Consider the following 24,234-nt stretch of genomic DNA (forward strand, 5'->3'; position numbering starts at 1 on the left):
CGGATTTCACATTATTTTTAGTATCGTTTGATATTGAATTGAAATTTTGTGTACTCTATTTGAATATGCTGAATTTTCAAGATATGGCTTTGCCTATTAACAAATAAGATTTATAGCCTCATGCCTCGTCTGCGCTTGGCTTTCTTTTTTCTCCGCAATATCTCCGCCATTTCCTGATTGGCTTCCGCATCAGCGGCGTTGAAAGATGAGCCGTTGCCGTTCAGTAGTCCCAACGAACCGTTGAATAACTCGCCGAGTGCCGTGCCGGATGGTGCGCTTGGCATGGCAACTTCATGTACTTTGGCTGTTATTCCCATACGCTCATTGTATCTGTTGCGCTGCAATGCTGCGTCAATCTTGGAATAGCTGAAACGCCTATCCACTTTTGAACCGTTGAAATGGTAGCCATTTTTAGTGAATACGACACCCTGTACCTCATTCGTCTGCCCCTTGTGCTTGAAACTGACTTCCACACCCTGACGTTGCAAGTTGGCGACAAGCACGTTCCAGTTACCGCATCTGCCGACTTCCCTTTTGAGAATGTCGTAAAGCTCGTATTTTGTCATGTCCGGCTCTTTCAGGCGGTTGCGCTTGACATTTTCCTTGCCCTCCGACATGTGCAGACCGTATTTCAAGGTAAGCTCCTTACAGATACGGGTGCTACGAAACCGCTCGTGCCTGTCCGAAATGGTGTTGCCGTTGTTGTCAATGCGGTTGAAGGCAATATGCACGTGCGGATGTTCCTTGTCAAAGTGACGGGCGATGAAAAACTGTGTGTTCCGGATTCCCATTTTTTCCATATATTCAAGTGCGATACCTGCCATTACACGATTGGTCAGCCGTGCTTCATCCTCTTTGGAGAAACTCAATGCAATGTGCCCGACAGGCTTCGATACTTTGCCGTTCATCTGTGACTGTACATTGAAACTCATTGCGATGGTTTCCTTGTTTTCCATGAACAAGCCGTTGTGTGCCACCACCTGCGTACCCTTGCTCTTGTCAAGGATGTAGTCCACCACACCCTTGAAGTCGCTTCCCTTTACGATTTTTGCCATCATATCCCTATCTTGCTTATCAGTTCGTGAATCCTTGCCACTGCCACCTTGCAGTCCCACCGGGCTTCTAAAAAACCTCCGGCATTCGCTTTGTGTGCAAGCTGGTTGAGGTTGTTCGCCATGCCGCAAAGTTGGCGAATGTATCCGGCATGTTCTTCCGACAGCCGTTCCTTTACATGACCGTTTCGGAAACATTCCCTCATATACTCGCTCGGCGATACTCCGGCTTCATGCGCCTGTATCAGCAGACGGAAGTAGTCGGCTGTCGCCAGCTTCACTGCGACACGGTATTTCAATTTTTCGGTCTCCTCTTTCTTGGGGCGACCGCCCTTGTTACGTTCCTTGTGTTTCTTATTCTGCTCCATGTTTCATTTCTTCTAATTATGTTCCTGACTATACTGTATAGACCGACGGGATTGAGTTATGGACAAAAGTCCGTAACGGGTAGCAAGCGGTTTCGGGACACCCGAAACACAAACTTGCTACCTCTCCAATTCCATCGGATGAATTTCGGGCAGCTCCCGTTTTTTCCCTTTTGGAATGTCATAGTCCCAACCCTTTTTTCTTGGGTTTAACGATGGTTCGTGGCGGTGGATTGACGGTTAAATTCTGTCGCTTGTTGCACAGGTAATCGTTCAAATCCTTATATCCGTTGTAGTTTTGGGAGAAATCCCTAATACGCCCGGCAAACTCTTTTTCCAGTTTCCAATACGCTTTCCGCCCTGCTTCGTCATTGTCAAGCAGGCAGTGGATGCACCCGTATCCATGCAGCACGTCAATGGCTTTGGAGACATTGGACACCGAATTGAGAATGACGTAATCCTGCCCGTCAAGGCTGGGCATGGTAGGGCAGTTCCTCATCCGCGGGGTGAGAAATGAAAGATAGTCCGTCATGCCCTCGAACACGAGGCATTTCTCCCTCGGCTCTCCCTGCTGACGGATATGACTGATGTCCTTCGGGGCGATGCAGCCCTTGAAAAATTGGTTGCGCACCTCATAGCCTCCTGCCACATTCGGGAACCCGATGGCGAAATAGGGCTTGCCGTTATAGGTGAAGTGCAATTCTTTACATTCCGGCTTTGCCAAGGCGGTATCTATACCCCGTTCCTGCAAGTAACGGAGCAATGCCGGATGGGAAAGTTCTTTCACTTCCAGATGTTGGAAACTCGATTCGGATGCCTGCTGGTGAAAAGAGAAAGATACAGGTCGGACGTGTGGCATTTGCTCCGCTATCTTACCAAGCAGATAGGGTACATAGTCCGAACAGTAAAGTTCCTGCGCCAATGCGATGATGTTGCCGCCTCTGCCCAGTCCGTAATCGAACCACAGATTGTGTTCCATGCTCACCTTGAACGATGCTTCTGTTTCCTGCCGGAACGGGGATTTGTACCAAAGGTTGTTTCCTTGCTGCTTCACGGGCAAGTAGCCCAAACTTTGCAGATAGTCTGCCAGTCTGATTGTTTTTGCTTCTTGAATGTTCATAATGTATATTCCTATGGATTTGATGATGGCTGATAAAACGATGATTTGATGAATGGGACTGTATTCTTATTGTATATCAACATAATAGCCTCTCATCACGCCTTCATCAAAACATTCACCGAAAGAGAAAGCATGTCGGTAGTTTCTTTCTCTTTTCATCAGCAAAATGTCTTTGATGTAAGGTCGATGAGAGCGTAGCAGTCTGTATTCCAATATTTTTATATACTTATTCATCATTTCATCAAAATAATCATAGTGCCTCTAAAAAGGCTCTTGTCACGGTATAAAACCTTCCCGTCCTGCGCAGCGGGGAGTAACGGCATTCACGGTTGTAGTCCACTTGGTAGGTGGTATATGTGAGGGTATTGTGGGCAGGTGTCAGTTTCCAACACTCCTGCAATACCTTTCTCACTTGGTGCTTCTCCGCCTTGACATACGTGTTTGCCAACAGCGTGAGAATGTCGTTGCAACAAAAAGAGAAAATGTCGATACCCGTGCTTGTCATGATGTCAAGGATGAGTTCGCACATTTCTATCTCCAATCGGTTGCGGTTGCTGCGTATAATCTTCTGCAAGGCTTCGGTATGCAGCAATGGCGGGGCAAACCACATGCGGCTCTCTTTTTCGGTAGATAGTTGCCTGTGCTGCAAATGATAGAGGAAAGCAGGTATCTCCGCTTTCAGCTTTTGCAGGAAGCAGGTATCATCGGATTGCAAGCGGTCTATCTTGCGCACCCAATAGCGTGTTTCCCCTGCGTCTATGATGACGGGCAGATACTCGTTATTGGAACACAGCACGAATTTGGCAAAGAATGCTATCTCGTCACGGTCTTTGCCTTTGGCTTCAACCTTGTAGGATAACGTGGTACTCAGGTTCTTCAACCGCTCGCTATCCTCCCTGCGGCTCAATAACACTTCATCCACCACGATAAGCAGCTTGCCAGCCCTGTCGGAATTGAACTGGCTGCGGAAGTCCTCGTTGGTGTTGAATGTGACATTGTTCTGAAACAGGGCTTTCAGAAAGTTCAGGAACGTGCTTTTGCCCGTGTTGCGTTCTTCTGATACCAGCAGCAGGATAGGCAGTTTTTGGATAGGTTGTAGATATAGCAGTTGCAGGTAGTCCATGCCTAATTCGTATTGCTCCCCGAAGATGTGCCGTGCCAAAGATTGGATGTGCGAAAAATCGCCCTCCTGCGGTCGGTGGTCTATCGGTTCATACAGGTTCAGGAACTTGTCCACCACCGGACGATAGTTTACATGTTCGGGTACGGTACAGAAGCCGTCATACTTTGGGACAGTGGCGAGAAAGTGCTTGCCATAGTCCTGCCGCAGGGTCTCGTTGTTCCACACGATGCGTTTCTTCACATAGCCGCCGTTCAACCGGGGCTGGTTCACTAACTTGTAGAGGGTCGTACCCACCCGGATAAACTCCTCCTTGCAGATGTCTGGTTCACTCATTATTCATACGCTTAAATGGTTGATAAATAATTGTATGCAAAGTTAGAGTGAGCCGCTTGAACCCTTGATACGCAAATCACCGCAGAACGGTGCAAAAAACACACGGAATGAAAAACTTTCAGCATATTGGAGAGTATAACCATAAAAAATCCCGAAGAAAAACCACTTTAATGGCTGCTTCTTCGGGATTGTCGTATTCGTATGAATGGCAATACGCCTACTCAATTATGTGTATAGCTACATTGTCGGCAATGGGAATACACATCGGTTTCATTACTTCATGTCGCCATATCAATACACTTCACGCTTGATATTCAGATGATTTTATGCTCTTAACCAGCGAAAAGAAGATGCTTGTTTTCTCTTTTCGCAAGTACAGCCTTTCAAGTATGGCATTGCGCACCCGTTCCGCTCCGTATGAGTGGATGCGGAAAGCGAGAGCGACAACCATTTCAAGGCTGTAAACATCCACACCGATTTTGTCCGATAGATGGATATGCCGTTGCGCTTTATGCTCTTTCAGTATTCCGCTTTTATATACTGCTTTAATTGCTGCACGGATGGATGGAGCAATGACACCGAACAGGCTGACAAGTTCCGCTTCGCTCATCCATACCGTTTCACTCGGTATAGTTATCGTACCGTGTTCTGTGATTTTGATGATATTCCTTTTCATTGTCCTGCCATTGATACATTGATAAACGATTGGTTCAGCCTGTTGCCGAGCATGGTAAGGTCGTTATCCAATTTCTGTGTTGTGATTTTGGCATAGATTTGGGTCGTGACTATGTTCGTATGCCCCAAAACACGGCTCACGCTTTCAATCGGCATACCCATACTCAAAGCAAGGGTCGCGAACCCATGTCTTGAGCAATGGAACGAGATGTCTTTTGTTATCCCGCACTCTTTCATCACCTTTTTCAGCGGTTTGCAGATAGACCAGTAGTTGAGATTGGGGAATACGAGATTATCTACCTGCAAGGGGCGGTAACGCTCTATTATCTGCAAGGGTATATCCAGCAGTTTCACTTGGAACGGCACTTTCGTCTTGTGCCGTTTCGATAATATCCACTTCTCTCCGTTCACTTCCACGATGTCATCGGTGGTCAGTTCCTTGATGTCCACGAAAGAGAGGGCGGTGAAGCTGGCGAAAACGAAAATATCACGGATATAGGACAGTTTGGCATCCCCGAACTCGTGCGTCATCAACGCTTTCAGTTCGTCTTCCGTCAGATATTCACGCTCCTTTACATTCGGGCTGATGTGGAATTGGGCAAACGGATTTCTCGGTATCAGTCCGTTGAAGTGCGCACGCATGACTACACCTTTCAGCCACATGCACTTTTCCCATATCGTCCCGTTGTGCAGTCCTGCTTCCGTTGAGAGGTAGGCTGCGAACTCCTTGATGAAGTCGGGCGTAATCTCCAGCATGGACATATCCGTCCGTCTGTAGAAAGACTTGATGAACGCTGCCACATGGTTTCTTGCCCTCACTCTTGAGTGGTAGGTTGCCATTACCCTGTCTTTGCCGACACGCTTCTTGAACACCTCGTTTTCACGGTCGAATGCACCGAGCAAAGTCTCATATTCCGTACCGATACCCTGATAGGCATTGCGCACCATTTCTGCCGTAACGAACGCTTCACGGTCGGACAGGCGTTGGTAGTGCTTGATGATTTGCGCCTTGATGTTGTCCAAAGCGAGGTTGATGTCCCGTGCCTCCTTGCTCTTGCCTTTGGCTCGGTTGCCCTTGATGTCCCAAAGCGTTTTCGGGACACTCTGCTTGCAACTGAACTGCGCCACAGTCCCGTTGATTGTCACTCGTCCCATGATGGGGACAATGCCGTTTTTCTCCTTGCTACCGTTCACGTAGAACAGCACCTTGAATGTACTTCTTGCCATACTCGTTTTTTGTTTGCAAAGTTATTACTCAACGAGTTAGACCATGTAAGCCAATCGAAGCCATACGGAGAAACTTTCAGTGCCATGTGTTAAAAATAACTTTCCGGCGGGTAATGATTTGGAGACCGTTCTCTTTCAATATTCCGCTTTCCTTTGCGTTACCTCATTTTTTCGTTTGGCACTGTTTGGCTTCATAAACGCTTTTATACTAAGCCATTCAGTGCATTTTCTCCCTTTTTCTGCGACTATTCCAGAGATTTGCCACCGCGTTGGCAAAACTTTGCCATAGGCATGGCAAAAGTTTGCCAAAAGCATGGCAATGGGTTGGCAAAATTACTCTCTAGCAGACAATGAGTTAACATAACCATCAAAATCGTATCGTCACATCAGTTTACATCAAAAAGACACCAAATCGCTTGCGAAAGCGACATAAATGCCGTATCTTAGTACACGTGCAAGCAAACCATTTTGCTTACACATGATAAAAATCTGCTTATGGGAACATTAGGCTGCATCAATGACATGCTACAAAGGGATAAAGAGAACCGTGCTCTTCGCAAGCTGAGCAGAGGACGGATGCGGGAACACTACAAATACCTTGTAGACAGAAAAGGTCCTGAGAGAGCCGATGTAACCATTGAGGAAATAGAAAAAATCCGAAGAAATACTACTGAAAAGGAATTGTCAGATAAAGAACATCTATTCAGGGCAAAGACGATTCTTGCAGCATGTGCTTTAGTCTTGCTTTTATTGGGAGTACTTTGTTATAAATTGTTCTTATAAGCAGGTCTGAAACCAATTGGCAAGAAATCTACCCGGTTAAACTCATCAGCCATTGGCTGGCGATTGAAAGCAGATTTCCATGCTTCATAAAAAATTCGCATGCTTTTTATATTCGAAGCAGAGAATCAACAACTTGATTTTCCTAAACCAATAAATTAGAAATGAAAAGATTATCTTTGCAAACACAATAAATACATTGAAAGACTTTCTGTTAGAACATGGAACATCTAAAAGCATACATTTTAGCACTTAAAAACATGAATACAGATTTTACAATTAGAATTGCCCAACGGTCTGATGCCCTTGAACTTATGAGTTTGTTTCAAGAGACAGTCCTCCATATAAACAAGCGTGACTATTCAGAAGCAGAAGTGGCAGATTGGGCATCGTGTGGAAACGACCTCTCCCGCATAAAAGACATGATTAAGACACATTATTTTATTGTGGCAACCAATCAACAGTCACAGATTGTCGGCTTTTCATCCATTACCCACCAAGGATATTTGCATTCTATGTTTGTTCATAAAGATTTTCAAGGTAAAGGCATTGCTACCATACTTCTAAATGAGATAGAACGGTATGCAACCACAAGAGGAATCATGCGAATTACATCAGAAGTAAGCCTGACAGCCCGTCCATTCTTTGAGAAAAGAGGCTATATAGTAGAAGTGGAACAGAAACGCAAAGCCAACCAACTTTATCTCACCAATTTTTGGATGGAGAAAAGGCTGGCTGAATGAAATCGTATAACGGACGTATTCCTGCTTGTGGTGTCTTTTGTGGTGGTTGTCCCATATACACAAGAGAAAAAAGTCCCTGCAAAGGAGCAGAACAGAATGGCTCTCGCTGTGAAAAATGTAAAACATTCCATTTATGTTGCTTGGAAAAAGGAATAACACATTGTTTCCAATGTTCTGATTTCCCATGTACTAAATTCAAAAGATTTACCAAACGTTGGCTAAAATACGGACAAAACTTCATTGAAAACCAAAAGCTTTTAAAAAACGTAGGTGAAGTTAAATTTTTAAAGTATTATAATGAGAGAGTCCACGACCAGCTTACCAACAATGACAGAAAATCAGGAATAAAACAATAATTTTGTACCTTTCGAAAAACATGTGTTGTAAATGACAGATTTTAATTCATACATGGGCAATATAGACACTGATTTTTTTAGGGAACTGTGTTTAAGAAACGGAGAACTACGGTATTATAAAAGAAATGAGTTTATCCTCCGAGAGGGAGAAGTCGGTTCTTTCTTCGGGTTTATTGTATCCGGTGTAATCAAATATACCTGCATCAACCAAACTGAAAACAAAACATATAATGTAGGTTTTTCTTTTGCCAATGAATTTATCTCTGATTATCCCAATTGTTTATATAACATAAAATCTGAATTGAATATACAAGCAATAACCCCATGTAGAATCTACATCTGTTCTTCCGAATTACTTCTACAAGAATTTGAAGAGAACAAAGAAAATCAACGAATAGCCCGTATTGCAGCCGAACAATTATTTTTTCAGTCGTATTCACGTTACTTGGATTTGTTCAGATTTACATCGGAAGAACGCTATCTCCAACTTCTTAAAAAATGTCCAGAAATCCTACAAATGGTACCCCTAAAAGAAATTGCGTCTTACTTGAAAATAACCCCTATTCACATGAGCCGCATCAGACACAAACTGAGTTTTGACAGCAAAGAATAAACATAGGTTTAGAAATTCAACCTTTTAACAATATTCCAAGATAATATTGATTCTGTCAGGAAGTTCTCTTTTATTTTTGCCCTATCCTTTGGCTGATTCAGCGAAAGGCAAGAATGAAAGGAGTTAAACATAGAGTCCTATATATGAGAACAAGAAAAGTATTTAGAATGCCACTTGATAAAATTCTTTGTTTATCAGCCAATGCAATATTAACCATTATTGCACTATGGAGTATTGCATCAGTCTTTTTCGAAAACGTCACAATTGATTCTATAATAGCCCGTTTCAGCGTGGCTTCTGCCTGCATGGCCAACCTATTTTCAAAACATCGTCTTATCCGGATAATATTCCTCATTATGGCATTTGTACTGATAATTGTTGCAACCACCCTCTATGTCCATAAAGCAAATAAGATGTAAAATACTCAGTAGTTATTCCGTCTCATTTTTCCTTTTCTTCCACAGCTGATAACTATTGATTATATTCTGCCACAGCACATACGATCCCGGACCGACGGAAGATAACGGATTAAGATAAGTATATGCCATCCAGATGGCAAGCACCGTATTCTTTTGCCCCAGCGCCTGCCCTCCGCTAATGCGCTCACCATAATGACCGCCGATTCTCTTTCCCAAATAGAATTGTATACAGCAGGTTATCAGTCCCGCCAGGGCTATCAGCAGTTCAACAAATACCGGTGCATCACTATTGACCAATGAACGTACCGTCTGCCCTGAGACAATGGCAAGAGCTACCGCCCACAAATAGAAGGCTGCATCATGGAAACCCAACAGAAAATGATGCACCTTCGGCACAAACGCACGCAGAAACCATGCCAGCAAGAAAGGACAAAGCAGCAATGGAAAGACTTTACTCAGAATTTTCAAGAATGCAACAAAAAAAGTAATGTCAGCATGAGGCTCCACCAACGGGAAAACCAAAGGAACAGCCACAGCCGCCAAAAGATTGGACAACAACGTATAGGTCGTCAGGCTGGATGCACTTCCACCCAGTTTACCGGTAATGACAGCCGCAGCGGTTGCAGTGGGACAAATGAGACAGACCATTGCACCTTCAAACACTTCCCGGTAGACCTCCTCCATAGGGCAACACACCAACAATACCGCAACAATCAAGCAAGAAACCGTCTGGAACAGCAGTAACCATCCATGCCACGATTTGGGTTTCAGTTCATGCACCTCCACCTTGCAAAAAGTGAGCAGAAGTTGGGAAAAAATCAAAAGCGGAGTCAAGAAAGCCACTAACCCATTCACATAAGGTTTGGCAGGCGCCACAAAAGGAATGTCTGCAAAAAAGAAATATCCCAAAGTACCGGCAAGCATTGCCAAAGGCAACGTCCAGTTCTTTATAAAACGAACCAGCATACTTGATTTGCTATTTTAATTATCTGCCGCAAAGTTACGCATATTATCAATACATTGAGCCACTAATTACTCAAACACAGACATTAATTACACTAAAAATGAGAAGAAGAACAATAAAACTGAACATAATCCATTAGTTTTCTATAAATTTCCACTACATTTGCCAAGCGAAAAGGAAGCATTGTCTTTGCTACAATTATATGAAACTATACAGACGATACATATTATATATAAGTATATGCTTAGGGCTGCTTATCTCCCCCTTTTGCAGTGGCAGCGCTGAAGCGAAAGACTTTGTTGTCGTTATAGACCCCGGACACGGTGGACACGACCCGGGTGCAGTGGGAAAAATTTCCAAAGAGAAGAATATCAACCTGAATGTAGCACTCAAACTTGGCAAACAAATCAAGAAGAACTGCCCTGATGTAAAAGTTATCTATACGCGGGACCGGGACATATTCATCCCCCTGGACCGGCGCGCTGAAATTGCCAATAACGCCAAAGCTGATTTGTTCATCTCCATACATACCAATGCCCTGGCCAAAAACCGGACGGCCAAAGGAGCCTCCACCTGGACACTGGGTCTGGCAAAATCGGATGCCAACCTGGAAGTAGCCAAGCGCGAAAATGCCGTTATCCTCTACGAAAGCGACTACAAGACGCGGTATGCCGGCTTCAATCCCAACTCGGCGGAGTCCTACATCATCTTCGAATTCATGCAAGACAAATACATGTCACAGAGTGTGCACCTCGCCTCCCTCGTACAAAAGCATTTCCGCCAAACCTGCAAACGTACAGACCGGGGCGTGCACCAGGCAGGTTTTCTGGTATTGAAGGCCAGTGCCATGCCAAGCATACTGGTGGAACTCGGATTCATCTCCACACCGGAAGAGGAACGGTACCTGAACACTGAAGCAGGAACCACCTCACTTGCCAACGGTATCTTCCGCGCTTTCCTCACCTACAAGCGCGAGCAGGAAATCCGGTTGAACGGAAGCAGCAATACCATTCTTCCGGAGGATGTACCCGAGCCCGTTCAAGAAGAAGGCAACGCAACTACAGCGACACCGGAAAAGAAAAATGTACCTCAAGCAGAGAGTAACCAAGCTGCCCAACGCCCGCAAAGGTCAGAAAATGCAGCCGTTTCCCAAACAGAACAGAGCGGCATCGTGTTTAAGATACAGATACTCACTTCTTCACGTCCTCTGGCCAAGAATGACAAAAGGCTGAAAGGGCTGAAACACGTGGATTATTATAAAGAAGGCGGAATCTACAAATATACGTACGGCGCATCACCCGATTACAACAAGGTGTTACGCAGCAAACGTAGCATTACGGACAAATTCAAGGACGCATTCATCATTGCGTTCAAGAATGGAGAAAAGATAAACGTCAACACAGCCATCAGCGAATTTAAAAAGAACAGAAATAAATAACAAAAGATACATCATGAAGTATATTACAAAAGAAGTTAGAATAGGAATAGCAGGCATAGCTGCACTTTGCATATTGGTATACGGCATCAACTACCTGAAAGGGATAAATATGTTCAAGCCCTCCAGCTATTTCTACGTAAAATTCCAGAATGTCAATGGGCTGACAAAATCCAGCCCGGTCTTTGCCGACGGCTTTCGTGTGGGTATTGTCCGCGACTTGTACTACGACTATACCCAACCGGGCAAAGTCGTTGCCGAAATAGATGTTGACCCAGAGCTGCGCATTCCCAAAGGAAGTACGGCAGAACTGGCAGCCGAAATGCTTGGCGGCGTAAAGATGAACCTGCTGCTTGCCAATAACCCACGGGAGAAATACCAGATTGGAGACACAATCCCCGGCGTGCTGAACAACGGAATGATGGAAAAAGTTGCCACCATGATGCCGCAAGTAGAGAAGATGCTGCCCAAGCTGGATTCCATCCTCGCATCCTTAAATGTCATACTAGCCGACCCCGCCATCCCTGCAACCTTGCATAACGTACAAGATTTAACAGCAAGTATGGCCGTCACAAGCCGCCAATTGCAAACTCTAATGAAGGATGATATTCCACAACTGACCGGCAAGCTCAATACCATTGGAGACAACTTTGCACTCATTTCCAACAACTTAAAGGAGATAGATTATGCTGCCGCCATGCAAAAGGTAGACGCAACTTTGAACAATGTAAAAATGATTACAGACAAATTGAACCAGAAAGACAATACCGTCGGACTTTTGCTAAACGACCCTTCTCTATATAATAATCTGAACGCCACCACTGCCAACGCAGCAAGTTTATTGGAAGACTTGAAATCGCATCCGAAACGATACGTCCATTTCTCCCTATTCGGCAAGAAAGATAAGTAAAAGATGGACGTTATATAGATTTTGTCTAAATAATAAGTCTATAAAGGAATTAAAAGGAAAGCCCTCATTTGCTCTATACAAGGAGCGAAAAAGGGCTTTTTCCTGCTCTGGGCACAGAAGGAAAACAAGAGACGCAAAGCTACATAAACCACTATATGACAAAGTATTAGATAAATGCAAGACACCTTATATAAGGAGTATACTCATAGTAACCGATAAGTAGCTGAAAGTAAAGAGCTTATTACTTTCCCTAAAAACGCAAGAAAAAAAGGATTTGTTTTTCTCGAATAAGATTGCCAATTTTGCAATCGTAGAAGTTATGCTTAATTAATAAATGTATTTATAGCCGTTATGAGTGAAATAGATCATGTCGGGCTGTGGAACCGCTGTCTTGAAATCATCAGAGACAATGTTCCGGAGCAGACATACAAAACATGGTTTCTTCCCATCATACCTTTAAAATATGAAGACAAAACGCTGGTCGTACAAGTGCCCAGCCAGTTCTTCTATGAGTTTTTGGAGGACAAATTTGTTGATTTGTTGCGCAAGACTCTCTATAAGGTCATTGGTGAGGGAACTAAATTGATGTACAACGTAATGGTGGACAAGAGCTCGCGGAAAACCGTCGACCTGGAGTCTACACAGCGTACCATCATACCGCAAAAACAAGTGATGGACAAAAGGATTCCGCAGATTCCCGTCCCCGAACTTGACCCGCACCTTAATCCAGAATACAACTTTGAAACCTTCATCGAAGGTTACAGCAACAAGCTGTCGCGCAGCGTTGCAGAAGCTGTCGCTCTCAATCCGGCTAAAACAATCTTCAATCCGCTGTTCCTATACGGAGCATCAGGTGTAGGCAAAACCCATCTTGCCAATGCTATCGGAACCAAAATCAAGGAACTATACCCGGAGAAAAGGGTATTGTATGTATCTGCACACCTATTCCAAGTGCAATACACCGATTCCGTACGTAACAATACGACTAACGACTTCATCAACTTCTACCAGACCATTGATATTCTAATCATTGATGATATTCAGGAATTTGCCGGCGTGACCAAAACGCAGAATACATTCTTCCATATCTTCAACCATCTGCATCAGAACGGCAAGCAGCTCATCCTCACTTCCGACCGTGCACCGGTATTGCTGCAGGGCATGGAAGAGCGTCTGATTACACGTTTTAAATGGGGAATGGTGGCTGAGCTGGAGAAACCTACCGTAGAACTCCGCAAGAACATTCTGCGCAACAAGATACACCGTGACGGCCTGCAGTTCCCCCAGGAAGTGATTGACTATATTGCAGAGAACGTGGGCGACAGTGTACGTGACCTGGAGGGCATCGTCATTTCCATTATGGCGCATTCCACCATATACAATAAAGAAATAGACCTGGAACTGACGCAACGTATCGTCCGCAAGGTAGTGAACAGCGAAAGCAAGGCAGTGACTGTCGATGAAATCATCAACACCGTATGCAAGCACTTCGGATTGGAAACTGCCACCATCCACACAAAATCCAGAAAGCGGGAAGTGGTGCAAGCACGACAAATAGCCATGTATTTAGCCAAAAACCATACAGACTTCTCTACTGCAAAAATCGGTGCGCTAATTGGACATAAAGACCATGCCACCGTATTGCATGCATGTAAAACCATCAAAGAACTGAAAGAGGTGGACAAATCATTCCGTGCGGAAATCGACGAGATTCAAGCCGCACTGAAAAAAGGATAAGAATAAAGGATAAGGGATTAAATGCAGCTAAGTATGCATTAGCTTAACCCCTTATCCCTTATCCCTTATCCCTAATCCTTAATTTTCAAAATCCCTGCTTTTTCATTATCTTCCAAAGATTCTCCGACATTGCCTCACTGTCTTTCTTCGTATAACGCACATCTGTAAAGACCTGCGCCAGCGTTTCCTTATTGTTCTCCAAGATGAACTGCTTGTTCTCAGGAAGCGATTCTTTATAGGCATACAACCGGTCAATGTCCTGAGGAGTATAATCATGATAAACCTCTTCGTGTACAATGGCCTCCAGCGGCAAACGGTCCACTTGTTCCGGCTGTTCGGCAGGCCATCCCACTGTGACTGTCGTGATGGGAAACACCAATTCCGGTAACTCCAACGCTTCGACAATCATCTGAGGGTTGTAAGTGGTAGTTCCCAGATAGCAAATGCCCAACCCCTTCTCCTCGGCAGCCACACAAAAAGTCTGTGCCACCAGCAAGGTATCGACAGCCCCCGTCACAAACCACTCAAAGTTGTTGTATCCCGGCTCAGCCTTACGTTGCTCACACCACTTGCTGAAGCGGCGCAAATCTATGCAGAAAGTAAGCACTACCGGCGCCGTCCGAACCATCGGCTGATTGAAATGTGCAGGCGCCAGTTTGGCTTTACGCTCTGCATCACGCGTCACAATCACACTATAAACCTGCATGTTCCCGACTGTAGAAGCCCGGAAAGAGGTTTCAAGCAAATCATTTAACAAATCAGCAGAAATATCCTTCTGCTGGTATTTTCGGATTGTTCTCCTTTGTTTCAAGCTTTCCATTCTTTCTTTTTTTGCAAAGATAATGTAATCCACGAACAATTCATTCAAGAGTTCACACTTTTTTTATCATCATATATCCGGAATAAAATACATCTTTTCAACAAGAAATGAACAATTATTATCTCTACGAGCAGATAAAAGTAACCTTATGTTCGACTAAACCGAGAACCTTTCAGCCCAACAAGTTGTTAATAAATTCCATTTTGGAAAACTTATTCGTTTACTCAAATCATTAAAACATTATAAACCAATAAATTAATAGCAATCAATAGAAAACTATACATCGGTTGATAAAAACATTCATTTTAATTTTGCCAAGTTGAAAAACATTCATAGCTTTGCAAATGCATTTGTTAACGATAAGTACAACTTCTACAACTTTACTTATTTGTAACTAATCCTAAGAGATACAACATTGTGGAAAAGAAAAATTATTCTTATGACGAAGCCTACGGAGAATCTTTAAAATACTTCCAAGGCGACGAGTTGGCTGCCAGAGTTTGGGTAAACAAATATGCAGTCAAAGATTCTTTCGGAAATATTTACGAAAAGTCTCCGGAAGACATGCATTGGCGAATAGCCAATGAGGTAGCCCGCATTGAGGCCAAGTACCCCAATCCATTAAGTTCAGAGGAACTTTTCGGCTTACTCGACCACTTCAAGTACATTGTTCCGCAAGGAAGCCCGATGACCGGAATCGGGAACAACTATCAGGTAGCCTCTCTGTCCAACTGCTTTGTTATCGGTGTGGACGGCGAAGCGGATTCTTATGGTGCCATCTTCAAGATAGACGAAGAACAAGTACAGCTGATGAAACGCCGTGGCGGCGTGGGACACGACTTATCCCATATCCGTCCGAAAGGTTCACCGGTAAAGAACTCGGCACTGACCTCCACTGGCTTGGTCCCCTTCATGGAACGCTATTCAAACTCTACACGCGAAGTAGCTCAAGATGGACGCCGCGGCGCACTGATGCTCAGCGTATCCATCAAACACCCCGACTCGGAAGCCTTCATCGATGCCAAGATGACTGAGGGCAAAGTGACCGGAGCCAACGTTTCCGTAAAACTGACCGACGACTTCATGCAGGCCGCTATCGAAGGCAAACCATATACACAGCAATATCCGATTGACGCCACAGAGCCGGCATTTCAAAAAGACATTGACGCATCCGCATTATGGAAAAAGATTGTGCACAATGCATGGAAATCGGCAGAACCCGGTGTATTGTTCTGGGATACCATATTAAAGGAATCCGTGCCCGACTGCTATGCAGACCTGGGCTACCGTACCGTATCCACCAATCCATGCGGCGAAATTCCACTGTGCCCGTACGACTCCTGCCGTCTGCTCGCCATCAACCTTTACTCATACGTGGTCAATCCGTTCAAGCCGGACGCCTACTTTGACTTTGAGCTATTCAAGAAGCATGTAGCTTTGGCCCAACGCATCATGGACGATATCATCGACCTTGAACTGGAGAAGATAGAGCGCATCATGAGCAAGATAGATGCCGACCCCGAAAGTGAAGACGTGAAACATACAGAACGCGTTTTGTGGCAGAAGATTTACAAGAAAAGCGCCCAAGGCCGCCGTACCGGTGTAGGCATCACGGCAGAAGGCGACATGCTTGCCGCCCTGGGATTGCGTTATGGCACTGAAGAGGCAACCGAATTCTCGGAGCAAGTACACAAGACGGTGGCACTCAACGCCTATCGCTCCTCCATAGAAATGGCCAAAGAACGCGGCGCATTCGAGGTGTACGATACAGAACGCGAAAAGAACAACCCGTTCATCAACCGCCTGCGTGAAGCTGACCCGGAAATGTACGAGGAGATGAAGAAGTACGGACGCCGCAACATTGCCTGTCTGACCATCGCCCCGACCGGCACCACCAGCCTGATGACTCAAACCACCTCCGGTATCGAGCCCGTATTCCTGCCCGTGTACAAGCGCCGCCGCAAAGTGAATCCCAACGATACGAACGTCCATGTGGACTTCATCGACGAAACCGGAGATGCCTTTGAAGAATATATCGTGTTCCACCCCAAGTTCGTGACTTGGATGGAAGCACAAGGATACAACCCCGCCAAACGCTACACGCAGGAAGAAGTGGATGCCCTGGTAGAGAAATCACCTTATTATAAAGCAACCTCCAACGACGTGGACTGGCTGATGAAAGTCAAGATGCAGGGACGTATCCAAAAATGGGTGGATCACTCTATCAGCGTAACCATCAACCTGCCGAACGACGTAGACGAAGACCTCGTGAACCGTCTGTATGTAGAAGCATGGAAATCCGGCTGCAAGGGCTGTACGGTTTACCGCGACGGTTCGCGTTCCGGCGTGCTCATCTCTACCAAGAGTGACAAGAAGTCCGAACTTCCCCCGTGCAAACCGCCTACGGTCGTTGAAACACGTCCCAGAATATTGGATGCAGACGTTGTCCGCTTCCAGAACAACAAGGAGAAATGGGTGGCATTCGTCGGCTTGCTGGACAATCATCCCTACGAAATATTCACCGGTGTGCTGGATGATGATGAAGGCATCATCCTGCCGAAGAATGTGGTGTCGGGCCACATCATCAAGAATGTGGATGAGCACGGAAACAAGCGTTACGACTTCCAGTTCGAGAACAAGCGCGGATACAAAGTCACCATCGAGGGTCTGTCCGAGAAGTTCAACAAAGAGTATTGGAACTATGCCAAGCTGATTTCCGGTGTATTGCGCTACCGCATGCCTATCGAGCAGGTCATCAAGCTGGTAGGTTCACTGCAACTGGACAGCGAAAACATCAACACCTGGAAGAACGGTGTGGAACGCGCCCTGAAGAAATACATCCAGGACGGCACGGAAGCCAAAGGCAAGAAATGCCCCAACTGCGGTAACGAAACACTGGTTTACCAAGAAGGTTGCCTCATCTGCAAGACGTGCGGAGCTTCTCGCTGTGGATAATCCCACGGCAAGCACAAACGTTTGCATAGGAATTTAAATGACTTAGATAACGGTAGCTGCATGATTATGAGGAATAATTTCTATACTTGCATAATCATTGCAGCTATTGCTATTTCTAAATCTAATATAATATGACACTAATATTCAATATCGAGTATCGCACCAGCTGGGGTGAAGAAGTCAGAGTCCTGGGTTCCATCCCGGAACTTGGCAACAACCAGCCCAACAAAGCCACCCCCCTGCACACTGTAGACGGCATTCACTGGACCGCGGAAGTGGATATCCAGATTCCCGGTAATGGAAGCGTCGAATACAGTTACCACATCTATCGAGATGGCAGAACCATACGGACAGAGTGGAACAGCCTGCCACGCATCCTGCACGTTGCAGACAATCCGAAGAAAGTTTACCGCATAGAAGATTGTTGGAAGAATCTGCCCGAGCAGCAGTATTTTTATACATCCGCTTTCACAGAATCCCTGCTGGCGCATCGCGAACGCAGTGCCGCCCCGAAAAGCTACAAAAAGGGGTTGCTGATAAAGGCGTACGCCCCCTGCATAGACAGCGACCATTGCCTGGCACTCTGCGGAAACCAGAAGGCGCTGGGTGACTGGAACCCGGACAAAGCTGCCCTTATGAGCGACATCGACTTCCCCGAATGGCAGGTAGAAGTGGATGCCGGTAAAATCAGCTTCCCGCTGGAGTATAAATTCGTCCTTTACAACAAGAAAGAGCGCCGTGCCGTGGCCTGGGAGAACAATCCCAACCGTTATATGGCCGACCCGCAGATAGCCGCCAACGAAACGCTGGCTGTCGGCGACCGTTATGTATACTTCAATCTTCCTGCATGGAAAGGTTCCGGAGTAGCCGTACCCGTATTCTCCCTGCGCTCCGAGAAAAGCTTCGGTGTAGGCGATTTCGGCGACTTGAAGCGCATGATTGACTGGGCAGTTGCCACCAATCAGAAGGCGGTGCAGATTCTGCCCATCAACGACACTACCATGACGCATACCTGGACAGACTCCTACCCTTACAGTAGCATCTCCATCTATGCCTTCCATCCCATGTACGCCGACCTGAAGCAGTTGGGCAGCTTGAAGGACAAGAAGGTGATGGCCGAATTCAACAAACGCCAGAAGGAACTGAATGCCCTGCCCGCCGTGGACTACGAAGCTGTGAACAAGACAAAGTGGGAATACTTCCACCTCATCTTCAAGCAGGAAGGGGAAAAGGTGCTGGCATCGGATGCTTTCCGTAATTTCTACGAAGCCAACAAGGAATGGTTGCAGCCATATGCCGTCTTCAGCTACCTGCGTGATGCCTACAAGACCCCGAATTTCCGCGAGTGGCCCAAGTATGCCACCTACGATGCCAAGGAGATAGAGACATTGTGCCGGCCGGACTCTGCCGACTATCCGCATATTGCCATCTACTACTACATCCAGTTCAATCTGCACCTGCAACTGCTTGCCGCCACCGAACATGCGCGCACCAACGGCGTAGTGCTGAAAGGCGACATCCCCATCGGCATCAGCCGCAACAGTGTGGAAGCCTGGAAGGAACCCCACTACTTCAACCTGAACGGCCAAGCCGGTGCACCGCCCGACGACTTCTCCGTGAACGGACAGAACTGGGGCCTCCCCACCTACAACTGGGATGTCATGGAAAAAGACGGTTATGCCTGGTGGATGAAACGTTTCCACAAAATGGCAGAATACTTCGATGCCTACCGCATAGACCACATCCTCGGCTTCTTCCGCATTTGGGAGATACCGATGCACGCCGTACACGGGCTGTTGGGACAATTCGTCCCCGCCCTGCCCATGACGCGCGAGGAGATAGAAAGCTACGGGCTGGCATTCCGCGAAGACTTCTTCCTGAAGCCCTATATCCATGAGTACTTCCTCGGACAAATCTTCGGCCCGCATACAGACTATGTGAAACAGACCTTCATAGAGCCGACAGACACGTGGGAGGTTTACCGCATGCGTCCCGAGTTCGACACCCAGCGCAAGGTGGAAGCCTACTTTGCCGGAAAAACGGACGATGACAGCATCTGGATTCGTGACGGGCTTTACGCCCTTATCAGCGATGTGCTGTTCGTACCCGACCGCAACAATCCGCACGAATACCATCCGCGCATCGGCGTGCAGCACGACTACATCTACCGCGCACTGAACGATTGGGAAAAGGCTGCCTTCAACCGGCTGTATGACCAGTACTACTATCACCGCCACAACGACTTCTGGGGACAGCAAGCCATGAAGAAACTGCCGCAACTGACACAGTCCACGCGCATGCTGGTATGCGGTGAGGACTTAGGCATGATTCCCGATTGCGTGGCATGGGTGATGAACGACCTGCGTATCCTTTCCCTGGAGATACAACGTATGCCGAAAGACCCGAAACAAGAATTCGGCCACACAGACTGGTATCCATACCGTTCGGTCTGCACCATCTCCACGCACGACATGTCTACCCTGCGCGGCTGGTGGGAAGAAGACTTCCAACAGACGCAGCGTTACTACAACACCATGCTCGGGCACTACGGTGCCGCACCGGCAACGGCCACGCCGGAGCTCTGCGAAGAAGTGGTTCGCAATCACCTCCATAGCAACTCCATCCTCTGCATCCTCTCCCTGCAAGACTGGATGTCCATGGACGGCAAATGGCGCAACCCGAACGTGCAGGAAGAACGCATCAATATTCCTGCCAACCCGCGGCACTACTGGCGCTGGCGCATGCACCTGACACTGGAACAACTGATGAAGGCAGAAAGCCTGAACGAGAAAATAAGGAGCATGATAGAAAGCACCGGAAGATAAGAAAGGATTCTTAACAAAGGGTTATTTTAGGCACGGATTACATGGACAATCACGGATAATATTGAAAGCAACCGTGATAACCCGTATAATTCCGTGCCTAAAATAGTTCGATAAGTTTATTCCGACCCTCACATAATTGTATTCTATAAAAAACAATTTCGCGCTATTTTTATATTTTACAGAATACAATCCGCAACCTGAATCGTAATAACCGGATACTGATTTGCCCGTACCACAAAATATCAGTAAGTTTGCAGAAAACAATCTACAAGTAATGACCAGTTATATTTTCCTTGACACGCTTCGCTTCTTCGCCCATCACGGCGTGGGTGAACAAGAAACCGTGGTAGGCAATGAGTTTACCGTCAGCCTGCGCCTGCAAGTTGATATCCGGCGTGCGGCAGAAACGGACGACGTAGCCGACACCGTGAGCTATGCCGATGTACATACAGCTGTGAAGGCAGAGATGGACATTCCTTCCAAACTATTGGAACATGTATGCGGGCGAATTATAAACCGATTGTTCCACGACTTCCCACAGATAGAAGAAATAACCCTCAAGCTGGCAAAGCGCAATCCACCGATGGGCACGGATATAGAGGCTGCAGGAGTGGAAATATGCCAACGCCGCGGAGAATGACAGATTGCCGAATCACCCCATTCACTATTGATACACAGACACTTCCCACTGCAAAGACACTGCATGCTTTTTGCAGTGGCGCTGCAAACGGTTTGCAGTAACACTGCACATATATTTGCAGTAGTACTGCAACAGCTTTGCAGTAACGCTGCAACAGATATGCAGTAGCACTGCAAAATGTATACAGAAGTTCTGCAGTGAGCATGCAGCAACTTTTCTGCCGTAGAATACAACCATTGATACCAATATTCCGTACCTTTGCCCCATCATCAACAAAAAGTCAATGAGAAACGCTATACAACGACTGGCATTACTCCCCATCGTCGCTCTCTTCCTGCTACCGGCCGCTTGCTATCAAATACAGCTCCGAGTTTCATTGGAGAAATGCCCTCTACCTGCCCACCCCTTACGACTTTACAAACCCATACAACTATGCAGACTTCAGAAGGAATGAACTATTGAAAATAAACCTCACAGAGTTCCGCTTCCCCTACCAATACCTCAACGACATAGAATGGGCAGATTCACCAACACCATTATTGTGCAACTCTATGACTTCAAACGGCAAGGGTGGGCTATCGCACCAGTGTGGGCTGTCCATGAACGAAGGGTAGCGATAGATTAAGAATGCCCAGTAGAACCGAGTTTCATCCTTATTTTTGCCGTTTCCGCTTCTTTGCCGATTCCACCGCTTCGGCCACCACCGGCTTATTTGCAAACCGCTTGGTGTAGTTGCTGTAATCGGGAACAGTGCGTTCATACGTCGGGTCGACAAACAACGGGCTGGAAATGATATGGTCTGCCGTACTGCGGTTGCAGCAGAACACGATGTTCTCCACACCGGCAAGGCGGGTCAACGCCTTCACATCCGTATCGTGCGGCTGAAGGGTCATCGGGTCGGTGAAAAAGAAAAGATAGTCAATCTCTCCGTCCACAATGCGCGAGCCCATCTGCTGGTCACCGCCCAAAGGACCGGATTTAAGGATAGTGAAATCCCACTCCACATCAGGATGTTTCTCCCGGAGGGCTTCGAGGATAAGGGTACCCGTGGTACCCGTACAATAGAATTTATGCCCCATCAGCAATTCCGAGTTCCACAGTACCCACTCGATGAGGTCTTTCTTCATGGCGTCGTGTGCCACTAATCCGATTTTTCTAACTAGTTTTTCCATAATTCAAAACCTTTAATAGATTGAACAATTATAAAAGGCAACAGTTCCTACAATTGGGAAAAGAATTTCTTTCCATGCAGATAAAACTGCGCCAATATACTGTTTTTTGTCCGTTCCGGTATTACGGCAAGCGTAGTTTTTTTCAGATTCTCTTTGCGGGACGCTGCTAATGAAGTGCGGAGGGAGTGGTAGGCACGGCGCGCACGGAATACGGCCAAAGCATTGGGTAACTGGCCTTTCAGCATGAAACTGAACGCAGCCACATAATCGAGCACCGCACGTACACGCATCACGGACGCCAAGTCCTCCTGCGGCAGATTCTTATAAAGCATGACAAGGTTATTACGAAAATTGAGGAAGGTCTTGCGCGGATTCTCCTTCTTCAAAGTGGCCCCTCCCACATGAAATACCACACTCTGCGGTATACATGCCAACTGTCTGCCACGGGCACGAAGCCGCCAACATAAATCTATCTCCTCCATGTGGGCAAAAAAACGTCCGTCCAGCCCACCCGCTTTCCGGTAGTCTGCCAGACGGATGAACAGAGCCGCCCCCGTAGCCCAGAAAATGGGTATCACCGTGTCGTATTGCCCCTTGTCCTCTTCTACCACGCCCATAATACGGCCGCGGCAGAAGGGATAGCCATAGCGGTCGATGAAACCTCCCGCAGCTCCGGCATACTCAAACTGCCCCTTGTTACGCCAACTGCGTATCTTCGGCTGGCAAGCGGCCGTCTCCGGATAGGCATCCATATACTCTGCCAACGGGACAAGCCAGTGCTCGGTGACCTCTACATCGGAATTGAGCAGCACTACATATTCTGCCTCCACTTGCTTCAATGCTAGATTGTATCCGTCGGCAAAACCGTGGTTCTCTTCCAGCAGAATCAAGTGCACAGAAGGAAACTCGCGACGGAGCATTGCCACAGAAGCATCCGTAGAGCCATTGTCCGCCACATACACCACAGCACCATCCGCCCCCGAAAAACGCACAACAGAGGGAAGGAAGGAACGGAGCATATCACATCCGTTCCAATTCAATATGACAACAGCAATCTTATCCATGTTGCACAGATTCTTTTCGTTTATTTTTCCAGCGTTTATGAGACCAGAACCAATAAGCCGGTTCGCGCCGGATGGTCTGCTCCAGACGACGGGCGAAGCACTCGGTTATCTCGCCATCCGCCGTCTGCTTGGGAGTTTCGGTAACCAAATCGAAGAGCACTTTGCAATATCCCCTGGATGTCCGTTCCAATTCACAATAAAAGACGGGGAAGTCCATCAGCTTGGCAATGCGCTCGGCGCCATCCATGAACACGGTGTCCTGATTCAAGAAAGTGGTCCAATAATGGGCCTCGCTGCGGTTGGGCGACTGGTCTGTAATCAGGCCGATGGCTATCCGCCTGCCTTCACGGCGAAGCTTTATCACTTCGCGTGCCGTGGAATGTTTCGCCACATTGTATCCTCCGAACCGGGCGCGGATATGCTTAAACATCTCGTCCAGATACTTATTGCTTAGCGGTTTGTACACCTGCACCGGGATGTCGCCCGGATGCATGATGGCCCCCATGCCTATAATCCACTCAAAATTGGCATAATGGGGAATCAACAGTACAATGCCTCCATGCTTCTCTATCATGGCAAGGTATTCTTCCTTATTATCATACTTCATCCGGCGGCAGAGCTCCTCGAAAGACATGCGCAGCATCTTCACCTCTTCCAGCATATAGTCGCAGATATAATGGTAGAACTTGCGCTCTATCTCCATCAATTCGGTTTCCGACTTCTCCGGAAAGGAATTGCGAAGGTTGCGGCGAACGACTTTCTTCCGATAATGCACGACGTGGCGCATCAGGAAGTACAGCCCGTCGGACAATGCATAAAGCGCCCGGAAAGGCAGAAGTGCCACAAGCCACATGCCCGCATAAGTCAACCAATAGACAATTTTTGATTTCACTTCGTCAGTTATGA

The 24,234-nt window shown here is 46.7% G+C and carries 22 protein-coding genes; 11 read left to right on the top strand and 11 right to left on the bottom strand.

Annotated features, from left to right (window positions below; genetic code table 11):
- Window positions 1–110 precede the first annotated feature (110 nt).
- The 6 genes from DWZ03_RS07500 to DWZ03_RS07525 form a co-directional block, all read right to left on the bottom strand.
- On the bottom strand, window positions 111–1,058 hold the full coding sequence (locus DWZ03_RS07500) for a relaxase/mobilization nuclease domain-containing protein (protein WP_120129427.1): 948 nt from the start codon (window positions 1,056–1,058) through the stop codon (window positions 111–113).
- Window positions 1,055–1,420, bottom strand: coding sequence for a MobC family plasmid mobilization relaxosome protein (locus DWZ03_RS07505; protein WP_120129430.1), 366 nt, complete (start codon window positions 1,418–1,420; stop codon window positions 1,055–1,057). The genes DWZ03_RS07500 and DWZ03_RS07505 overlap by 4 nt, the downstream gene beginning before the upstream one ends.
- Window positions 1,421–1,598: 178 nt before the next feature.
- Complete coding sequence (locus DWZ03_RS07510; RefSeq protein ID WP_120129432.1) at window positions 1,599–2,537, bottom strand: toprim domain-containing protein; 939 nt, start codon at window positions 2,535–2,537, stop codon at window positions 1,599–1,601.
- Window positions 2,538–2,787: 250 nt separating this feature from the next.
- On the bottom strand, window positions 2,788–3,993 hold the full coding sequence (locus tag DWZ03_RS07515; protein ID WP_120129435.1) for a primase-helicase family protein: 1,206 nt from the start codon (window positions 3,991–3,993) through the stop codon (window positions 2,788–2,790).
- 301 nt (window positions 3,994–4,294) lie between these two features.
- Window positions 4,295–4,669 carry a hypothetical protein gene (locus DWZ03_RS07520; protein ID WP_120129438.1) on the bottom strand — a complete coding sequence of 125 codons (375 nt, stop codon included), beginning with the start codon at window positions 4,667–4,669 and terminating at the stop codon, window positions 4,295–4,297.
- Window positions 4,666–5,895 carry a site-specific integrase gene (locus DWZ03_RS07525; protein ID WP_120129441.1) on the bottom strand — a complete coding sequence of 410 codons (1,230 nt, stop codon included), beginning with the start codon at window positions 5,893–5,895 and terminating at the stop codon, window positions 4,666–4,668. Before DWZ03_RS07525 ends, DWZ03_RS07520 begins: the two co-directional genes overlap by 4 nt.
- Before the next feature lie 495 nt (window positions 5,896–6,390).
- Between DWZ03_RS07525 and DWZ03_RS07530 the strand changes: the two genes are divergently transcribed.
- The 5 genes from DWZ03_RS07530 (at window position 6,391) to DWZ03_RS07550 (ending at window position 8,806) form a co-directional block, all read left to right on the top strand.
- The gene (locus tag DWZ03_RS07530; protein ID WP_044467809.1) at window positions 6,391–6,678 is read left to right on the top strand and encodes a hypothetical protein; all 288 of its coding nucleotides are present in this window, start codon (window positions 6,391–6,393) and stop codon (window positions 6,676–6,678) included.
- Between the two features lie 257 nt (window positions 6,679–6,935).
- Window positions 6,936–7,418, top strand: coding sequence for a GNAT family N-acetyltransferase (locus DWZ03_RS07535; RefSeq protein ID WP_117600074.1), 483 nt, complete (start codon window positions 6,936–6,938; stop codon window positions 7,416–7,418).
- Complete coding sequence (locus DWZ03_RS07540; protein ID WP_117599997.1) at window positions 7,415–7,774, top strand: DUF3795 domain-containing protein; 360 nt, start codon at window positions 7,415–7,417, stop codon at window positions 7,772–7,774. Before DWZ03_RS07535 ends, DWZ03_RS07540 begins: the two co-directional genes overlap by 4 nt.
- 31 nt (window positions 7,775–7,805) lie before the next feature.
- Window positions 7,806–8,387 carry a Crp/Fnr family transcriptional regulator gene (locus tag DWZ03_RS07545; protein ID WP_117599996.1) on the top strand — a complete coding sequence of 194 codons (582 nt, stop codon included), beginning with the start codon at window positions 7,806–7,808 and terminating at the stop codon, window positions 8,385–8,387.
- A gap of 143 nt (window positions 8,388–8,530) precedes the next feature.
- On the top strand, window positions 8,531–8,806 hold the full coding sequence (locus tag DWZ03_RS07550; RefSeq protein WP_226791215.1) for a hypothetical protein: 276 nt from the start codon (window positions 8,531–8,533) through the stop codon (window positions 8,804–8,806).
- 12 nt (window positions 8,807–8,818) lie between these two features.
- Here DWZ03_RS07550 and DWZ03_RS07555 read toward each other — a convergent pair whose 3' ends face one another.
- On the bottom strand, window positions 8,819–9,772 hold the full coding sequence (locus tag DWZ03_RS07555; protein ID WP_035449132.1) for a transporter: 954 nt from the start codon (window positions 9,770–9,772) through the stop codon (window positions 8,819–8,821).
- A 200-nt stretch (window positions 9,773–9,972) separates the two neighbouring features.
- On the opposite strand from DWZ03_RS07555, the gene DWZ03_RS07560 reads away from it, so the two are divergent.
- The 3 genes from DWZ03_RS07560 (at window position 9,973) to dnaA (ending at window position 13,852) form a co-directional block, all read left to right on the top strand.
- Window positions 9,973–11,208 carry an N-acetylmuramoyl-L-alanine amidase gene (locus DWZ03_RS07560; RefSeq protein WP_120129447.1) on the top strand — a complete coding sequence of 412 codons (1,236 nt, stop codon included), beginning with the start codon at window positions 9,973–9,975 and terminating at the stop codon, window positions 11,206–11,208.
- A gap of 13 nt (window positions 11,209–11,221) precedes the next feature.
- Window positions 11,222–12,115 carry an MlaD family protein gene (locus tag DWZ03_RS07565; protein WP_005827282.1) on the top strand — a complete coding sequence of 298 codons (894 nt, stop codon included), beginning with the start codon at window positions 11,222–11,224 and terminating at the stop codon, window positions 12,113–12,115.
- A gap of 351 nt (window positions 12,116–12,466) precedes the next feature.
- Complete coding sequence (gene dnaA / locus DWZ03_RS07570) at window positions 12,467–13,852, top strand: chromosomal replication initiator protein DnaA (RefSeq protein WP_005827286.1); 1,386 nt, start codon at window positions 12,467–12,469, stop codon at window positions 13,850–13,852.
- An 85-nt stretch (window positions 13,853–13,937) separates the two neighbouring features.
- Here dnaA and DWZ03_RS07575 read toward each other — a convergent pair whose 3' ends face one another.
- On the bottom strand, window positions 13,938–14,672 hold the full coding sequence (locus DWZ03_RS07575) for an NADPH-dependent oxidoreductase (RefSeq protein WP_044468986.1): 735 nt from the start codon (window positions 14,670–14,672) through the stop codon (window positions 13,938–13,940).
- 417 nt (window positions 14,673–15,089) lie between these two features.
- On the opposite strand from DWZ03_RS07575, the gene DWZ03_RS07580 reads away from it, so the two are divergent.
- The 3 genes from DWZ03_RS07580 (at window position 15,090) to folB (ending at window position 21,092) form a co-directional block, all read left to right on the top strand.
- Entirely contained in the window at window positions 15,090–17,627 is a 2,538-nt protein-coding gene (locus DWZ03_RS07580; RefSeq protein ID WP_005827290.1) for an adenosylcobalamin-dependent ribonucleoside-diphosphate reductase, read from the top strand.
- 131 nt (window positions 17,628–17,758) lie between these two features.
- Window positions 17,759–20,452 carry a 4-alpha-glucanotransferase gene (locus DWZ03_RS07585; RefSeq protein WP_120129450.1) on the top strand — a complete coding sequence of 898 codons (2,694 nt, stop codon included), beginning with the start codon at window positions 17,759–17,761 and terminating at the stop codon, window positions 20,450–20,452.
- A gap of 274 nt (window positions 20,453–20,726) precedes the next feature.
- Window positions 20,727–21,092 (top strand): dihydroneopterin aldolase, encoded by a 366-nt coding sequence (folB, locus tag DWZ03_RS07590; RefSeq protein WP_120129452.1) that lies wholly within the window; start codon window positions 20,727–20,729, stop codon window positions 21,090–21,092.
- A 653-nt stretch (window positions 21,093–21,745) separates the two neighbouring features.
- Here folB and DWZ03_RS07600 read toward each other — a convergent pair.
- From DWZ03_RS07600 to DWZ03_RS07610, 3 genes are read right to left on the bottom strand one after another with little or no spacing between them, the layout of a single operon-like run.
- On the bottom strand, window positions 21,746–22,264 hold the full coding sequence (locus tag DWZ03_RS07600) for a methylglyoxal synthase (RefSeq protein ID WP_005830204.1): 519 nt from the start codon (window positions 22,262–22,264) through the stop codon (window positions 21,746–21,748).
- 47 nt (window positions 22,265–22,311) lie between these two features.
- On the bottom strand, window positions 22,312–23,328 hold the full coding sequence (locus DWZ03_RS07605) for a glycosyltransferase family 2 protein (RefSeq protein ID WP_120129454.1): 1,017 nt from the start codon (window positions 23,326–23,328) through the stop codon (window positions 22,312–22,314).
- Complete coding sequence (locus tag DWZ03_RS07610) at window positions 23,321–24,220, bottom strand: lysophospholipid acyltransferase family protein (protein ID WP_005833230.1); 900 nt, start codon at window positions 24,218–24,220, stop codon at window positions 23,321–23,323. Before DWZ03_RS07610 ends, DWZ03_RS07605 begins: the two co-directional genes overlap by 8 nt.
- Window positions 24,221–24,234: the final 14 nt, after the last annotated feature.

Origin of the sequence: Bacteroides sp. AF29-11 (assembly GCF_003602895.1) — a bacterium.
GTDB lineage: Bacteria > Bacteroidota > Bacteroidia > Bacteroidales > Bacteroidaceae > Bacteroides > Bacteroides uniformis.